At 64.9% G+C, this 5,055-nt stretch carries 5 protein-coding genes; all 5 read right to left on the bottom strand.

Annotation, left to right across the window (positions count from 1 at the left end):
* Window positions 1–224: 224 nt before the first annotated feature.
* Entirely contained in the window at window positions 225–2,084 is a 1,860-nt protein-coding gene (locus AC1VWL_RS19130; protein WP_482987732.1) for an ABC transporter ATP-binding protein, read from the bottom strand.
* A gap of 69 nt (window positions 2,085–2,153) precedes the next feature.
* A complete protein-coding gene (locus tag AC1VWL_RS19125) occupies window positions 2,154–2,471 on the bottom strand; it encodes a BON domain-containing protein (RefSeq protein ID WP_482987731.1) in 318 nt (105 codons plus the stop codon).
* 228 nt (window positions 2,472–2,699) lie between these two features.
* Complete coding sequence (locus AC1VWL_RS19120) at window positions 2,700–3,344, bottom strand: trimeric intracellular cation channel family protein (RefSeq protein ID WP_481534187.1); 645 nt, start codon at window positions 3,342–3,344, stop codon at window positions 2,700–2,702.
* A gap of 77 nt (window positions 3,345–3,421) precedes the next feature.
* The gene (locus AC1VWL_RS19115) at window positions 3,422–3,871 is read right to left on the bottom strand and encodes a carboxymuconolactone decarboxylase family protein (RefSeq protein WP_481514550.1); all 450 of its coding nucleotides are present in this window, start codon (window positions 3,869–3,871) and stop codon (window positions 3,422–3,424) included.
* A 36-nt stretch (window positions 3,872–3,907) separates the two neighbouring features.
* Entirely contained in the window at window positions 3,908–4,804 is an 897-nt protein-coding gene (gene sigJ / locus AC1VWL_RS19110) for an RNA polymerase sigma factor SigJ (protein WP_482987730.1), read from the bottom strand.
* Window positions 4,805–5,055: the final 251 nt, after the last annotated feature.

Below are 5,055 nucleotides of genomic sequence, written 5' to 3'. Positions count from 1 at the left end.
GGTGGCGGTCTGTGCCGGGCGCGACGCTCGTTGTCTTCTTGGTCTCTGCGCGTGCGGCGCGCTCGCCCCCCGCCCCCCCCACTACAGGTGGGGCTCTCTGCAAAGAATGGCTCGGCACTACGCTCCCTCCCTTTGGCCACAGGCCAAGGGGAGGGCTGGGGAGGGGTGGCTTTGGGCTTTGACTTGGAATGCCCCTGCCGAGCATGGCTCGGCACTACAGCTTGCTATCTATATCCAGCTGCCTGCAGCTCGAACAGCTCCGCGTAGCGGCCGCCTTCGATCATCAGCTCTTCGTGGGTGCCGCTGGCTTCGATGCGACCGTCGGCCAGCACCAGGATGCGATCGGCCATGCGCACCGATGAAAAACGGTGCGAGATCAACACGGCAGTGCGGTTGTCCGACAGCTCCTTGAATCGCTGGAATACCTCGAACTCGGCACGCGCATCCAGGGCTGCGGTCGGCTCGTCGAGGATCATCACCTGCGCATCGCGCATATAAGCACGGGCGATGGCGATCTTCTGCCACTGGCCGCCGGACAGGTCCACGCCAGACTTGAAGCGGCGCCCGATAAGCTGGTCATAGCCTGCCGGCAAACCATCGATCACTTCATCGGCCAGCGCACGTCGTGCGGCATTGCGGATACGCTCCTTGTCGCTCATGGCTTCGACCAAGCCAACGCCGATGTTCTCGCCAGCGGACAAGTGGTAGCGCACGAAGTCCTGGAAGATCACGCCCATGTTGGCGCGCAGGTCGTCGAGGTCGTAATCGCGCAGGTCGCGGCCATCAAGCAGGATGCGGCCTTCGTCCGGGTCGTACAGGCGGGCCAGCAGCTTGACCAGGGTGGTCTTGCCGGCGCCGTTCTCGCCAACCAGGGCAATCACCTCACCGGCTTGCAGATGGAAGCTGAGGTTGCGGACGGCCCAGCGCTCGGCGTCCGGATAGCGGAAGCCGACGTTGTCGAAGACAAAGCCTTCGTGGATCGGCCGCGGTATGGCGATGGCATCCGGACGCGAGCGGATCTCCGGTTCGATGGCATAGAACGAGAACAGATCATCCAGGTACAGCGCCTGCCCTGCGACTTGCGAGAAACCGGTAAGCAGGCCCTCCAGCAATTGGCGCAAGCGTAGGAAACTGCCGGACAGGAAGGTCAGGTCGCCGATGCTGAAGTCGCCGCGGATGGTGCGCCAGGCGATATAGCCATAGGCGGCGTAATAGCCCAGGGTGCCCAAGGCGGCCAGCAGCGTGCCCCAGATCGCACGCTTGCGGGCCAGCGCACGGTTGGCCTTGTAGAAGCGTTCGGCCAGCAGCTTGTAGCGATCAATCAGGAAACGGTTGAGGTTGAATATCTTCACCTCCTTGGCCGTCTCCACGCTGGCGCCGACCTGGCGCAGGTAGTCAAGCTGGCGGCGCTCCGGCGTCCAGCTGAAGTTGAGCGAGTAGCCCAGGGTGTTGAAGTGCGATTCGCCGATAAAGGCCGGGACCAGGGCAATCGCCAGCAGCACGATCAACCAGGGGGCGTAGACGATCAGGCCGGCGGCGAAGCTGATGACGGTGATGGTGTCCTGCACCTGGCCGAACAGCTGGCTCATCAGGCTCATGCGGCCCATGGTCTGGCGGCGTGCACGGTCCAGCTTGTCCTGCAGGTCGGGGTCCTCGAAATCCTCCAGGTCGAGCTCGGCGGCGTGCTCCATCAGCCGCACGCTGGTGGCGTTGGTGAACAGCTCGGACAGCAGCGAATCGGCGTAGTTGATCAGTCGGCCAAGCAGGTCCGAGCCGATCGCGATGGCCAACTCCAGCAACAGCAACTCAAGCAGGAGATTGAGATGGCCGCTGGAGAACGCCTCTGCCAGCGGCGGCATCGGACCAGCACCAGCCAGGCGCACCGCTTCATCGATGATCAGCTTGCCCACGTACAGCATCGCCACCGGCATCAACGCGCGGACCAGTCGCAGGCCGAGGCTGGCGAGTGTCAGCCAGCGGCTGGTCTGCCACACCTGTCGCAGGAAGGGCGGCAGGTTGCGCATCGCATCGACGCGCTCGCGGAAGCTGGGTTTCTTGGTGGGAGCGGGCTCGGGGTGGGGCATGGGGGACTCAAGCGGCGAGGTGCGGGTTCAGGTTACCTGCAATGTGTTGGGCCCGCTGCCTCAAGGTGCTCAACCGTCCTTGCCAAGGTCGATATCGCCCACCTGGGCATCGTCGCGACCGTCCGGGTTGTCACGGACAGCCTCGCCTGCACTACCGAACGATCGCTTGCCGTTGTCGACATTGAGATGGCTGACCACGTTGCGCACGCCTTCGATGGCGGCGATGACCGCTTCAACCTTGTGCTTGACCTCGGTGCTGGGTACGTCGCCGGACAAGGTCACCTGGCCATCCTTGACCTGGACCAGTACCTGCGAGGTCTGTGCCTGCTGGCCAAGGGTGTGGACGACTTCATCGCCGATCAGGGTGTCGGAGCGTTCTGCGGCCATGGTTGGGTCCTTTTGATGCGGGACTTCCACGATGGCGGATGGGGTGTGAGTTTGTTGTTACTTGGGAGGCTTTGCTTCGCTCCCTCCCTTTGCCGAAGGCAAGGGGAGGGTCGGGGAGGGGGGCTTTGGCTTTGGCTCGTGCTTCTGCTTGTGCCGTCATTCCCGCCTTCGCGGGAATGACGATATAAAAACGGGGGGCGAAAATCCCCCAAGCCCACACCGCTTACTTCAAGTCCGCGGCCCTTCCGGCGGCGGTGGCTCCGACGACTGCAAGGCCACCGGCAGGTGCCAACCGAAATGCATCGCCATCATCCGCAAACCAAAGCACAAGCCAGCGCCAACCAAGGCACAGGGCAGCGGCGGCAATCCCAGCCAGTAACCCACCGCAACCACCGCAGCACCCGCCAACGCAGCAACCGCATACAACTCGGCCTGCAGCACCAGCGGCACCTGCGCCAGCAGTACATCACGGGCAATGCCGCCGCCAATGCCGGTCAACATGCCCAAGGCAGCCGCCATCGGCGGATCAATCCCATACGCCAATGCCTTCTGCGTACCGGCTACGGCAAACAGCGCCAGTCCCATCGCATCAAACATGCGCACCGGGTACTGCATACGCTCGATCAAGGGCGCCCAGAAGAAGGTGACGATGCCTGCAGCCAGGGTGATGGCTGGGTAGCGCCAATCACTGATCGCCGCCACCGGGGTAGCGCCGATCAGCAGGTCGCGGGTGATGCCGCCGGCCAGTGCCGCCGCGAACGACAGCACCAGCACGCCGAAGATATCCAGCCGCCGGCGCACGCCCATCGTTGCCCCGGACAGGGCGAAGACGAAGGTGCCGATGAGGTCGAGGATCAGTACAAGGGTTCCCATGCGCCGTATTGTGCGGTGTGGCGCCGGTTGCGGCCATCAGCCCGGTCTGGATTGATGGCCTTGGGTTGTTCAAACGATCAAGGCAGCGGCGGCAGCAGGCTGGCTCCAAGCCGGTTCCAGGCGTTGATCACCGCCACGGCCATGCTCAGGTCGCTGATGCCCTTGTCGTCGAAATGCGGCCTCAACGCGTCAAAGGCCGCCTGCGAGGGCGCGCCATCCGGCAGCCGGGTCATTGCCTCGGCCCAGCCCAGCGCGGCGCGCTCGCGCTCATCGAAGAAGCGGCTCTCGTGCCAGGCAGGCAGCGTGTCGAGCTTGCGTGGTTCGATGCCGGCCTTGCGCAGTGCGGTGGCATGCATGTCCATGCAGTAACCGCAGCCGTTGATCTGCGATACGCGCAGGAACACCAGCTCCTGCAGCTCGTGCTCAATGGAACTGTCATGCACGGCCTTGCTGGTGGCCAGCAGGCCCTTGAAGGCATCGGCGGCGAGGCGGGTGTAGGGCACGCGGGGGAAGGTGGTAGCGGACATCAGGTTTCTCCAGACGGCCACGATGGCCGTCTTTCGTTACAAGGACGCAGCAGCGGCTTCGTGCGTGACAAGTGGGGGCAACTTTTCTGGATTGAGCACGCTGTAAAGGGCGGCGATGCGCCCATCCACCACTTCGATGGTGGTGAATGAGGCCAGCCTGCCTTCGGCGAAGCGCAGGATTGCCAGCTCGCCGTTGACGTAGCCAAGTTGGGCGGGCAGGGCAGCGCCGCGGCGGGCGATGGCCCAGTACAGGCGGCCGATGCGCTCGGCGCCCCGCAGTGGGCGGATGGCAGCGGTGACGATGCCGCCACCGTCGGAGAACTGGGCGGCATTGGCATGCAGCAGGGCCTGGATGGCGGGGCTGTCACCACGCTGGGCCGCTTCCATGAAGCGCTGCAGCAGCTGCCTATGCTGTGCCGGCGCCGGCTGGAAGCGTGGTGCACCGGCCTGCAGGCGCTGCTTGGCCCGACGCACCAGTTGCCGGCAGTTGGCCTCGCTGTGGCCAAGCAGGCTGCCGATCTGGCAGTAGTCGTGGTCGAAGGCTTCTTTCAGCAGGAAAGCGGCGCGCTCGTCCGGGCTCAGTTGCTCCAGCAGGGTCAGGAAGGCGACGGAGACTTCATTGGCGACGGCATGGATCTGTGCAGGGTCGGTCGCGGTGTCGGGCGACAGTTCGACCTGCAATGGTTCCGGCAGCCACGGGCCGGGGTAGTGCTGGCGCTCTCGCTTGGCCGCGCGCAGGCGGTCCAGGCTGAGTCGGGTGGTGGCGGTGACCAGCCAGGCCTCGGCGTCGCGGATGTCGGCGGTGTCGCTGCCCGCTAAGCGCAGCCAGGCGTCCTGCAACACGTCCTCGGCATCTGCACGGCTGCCCAGCATGCGGTAGGCCAGTGCCAGCAGGCGCGGGCGATGGGTCTGGAAGATGGATTCGGCGTTCATGGAGGCAGGACGGCGCAGGGCGGGCTGGCGTGACAGCGCCACTTTGCCTGAACCAAAGCCTGGCTGTAGTTGAGGTTGTGGGAGAGGCGTCAGCCGCGAAGCTGAAGATCTGTCCGTTCACCGGCTTCGCGGGAGTCCCGCCGCCAACCAAACCCACAAAGGGGCGGGCAACGCCCCGGCCAAGGGGTAAATAGTGGGCGGTTACCCCCCCCCGCCAACCCCAGACCGGAACCCCGGACCAAGAGCAAGGC

Source organism: Stenotrophomonas sp. STEN063, from assembly GCF_056854515.1.
Note: the sequence above shows the minus strand (reverse complement) of the source record. Positions and strands in the feature narration are given on the sequence as shown.